Origin of the sequence: Vibrio sp. Vb1337 (assembly GCF_033338715.1) — a bacterium.
Classification (GTDB): Bacteria; Pseudomonadota; Gammaproteobacteria; order Enterobacterales; family Vibrionaceae; genus Vibrio; species Vibrio alginolyticus.
In genome coordinates, this window is sequence record NZ_JAWOTD010000223.1 from 1 (window position 1) to 1,110 (window position 1,110).

The 1,110-nt window shown below is 46.4% G+C and carries 2 protein-coding genes; one reads left to right on the forward strand and one right to left on the reverse strand.

Annotation, left to right across the window (positions count from 1 at the left end):
• Positions 1–378, reverse strand: a 378-nt coding sequence (locus R7E42_RS25200; protein WP_318073267.1) for an oligogalacturonate-specific porin KdgM family protein, incomplete at its 3' end; no start/stop codon positions are given.
• Positions 379–507: 129 nt separating this feature from the next.
• Here R7E42_RS25200 and R7E42_RS25205 point away from each other — a divergent pair.
• Positions 508–1,110, forward strand: a 603-nt coding sequence (locus tag R7E42_RS25205; RefSeq protein ID WP_411978988.1) for a sodium:solute symporter family transporter, incomplete at its 3' end; no start/stop codon positions are given.

Consider the following 1,110-nt stretch of genomic DNA (forward strand, 5'->3'; position numbering starts at 1 on the left):
ACGAATACGCGCAGCGACATCCCACTCGTCATTGATTTTGTACGCGCCCGTCAAGTTGTACTTGAACACTGACGCACCTGATGGGCTGGCATCAATGTTAATGCCCGGCGTTAGAGAGAAATTTTCGGTCGCTTTCCAACGGTAGCTCACGCCAGTTTCATGGCCTGCATTGCCCATGTGACCATCTTTGTAGTTCCATTTTGCTTCCACGCTAAAACCGATTTGGTTGTCGAAACGGTGAGAAACGTAAATACGATCTCGATGTTCGTCACCATCACGATCAGGCACATATTCATGACGAATATCCACCGATGCGGCAGCCGCTAAACCAGAAGTCATTGCAAGTAAGAGTGCAGAAGTAAGGTATCTAACTTTCATTTTGAAACACCATTTTATTTTATAATAAATCTTGTTTTAATATATTCATTATTACGTACTGATAAAGTTCTTATCGGTATTTTTGTGATCTTTAAAACGGTGTTTTAATTTTTTCGTGAGCTATGACACATGACTTTATTGGATTCGCTGATCGTAACGATCTATCTGCTCTTTATTGGGATCGCTGCGTGGCTATTTCGCCGCTTTTCCACCTCGTCGAACGACTTCCTTCAAGGTGGAGGGACCATGATGTGGTGGATGGCTGGCGCGACTGCATTCATGACGCAATTTTCAGCGTGGACGTTTACGGGTGCCGCAGCCAAAGCGTATGAAGATGGCATCAGCGTGATGTTCATCTTTTGGGGAAATGCGTTGGGATTTTTCGTCGCGGCAGCATTTTTTGCGCGTCGCTATCGAAGGTTACGCGTAGAAACCACCATGGAAGTGATTCGAGTGCGGTTTGGCCACACATCAGAACAGCTATTCACATGGTTAAGCTTTCCGCTGACTTTGATCGCCTGTGCTATTTGGATGAACGGATTGGCGTCTTTTTTCTCTGCCGTTTTTGCCATTGAGATGTCGACCACCATTCTCGCTATGGGGGTGATCGTCACTTTGATCGCCGTGAGCGGAGGCGCGTGGACGGTGTCTGTGACGAATGTGATTCAATTAGTTTTGCTGATCGCCATTACTCTAGTGCTCGGCTCTACCGCACTGCAACACTTTGACTCA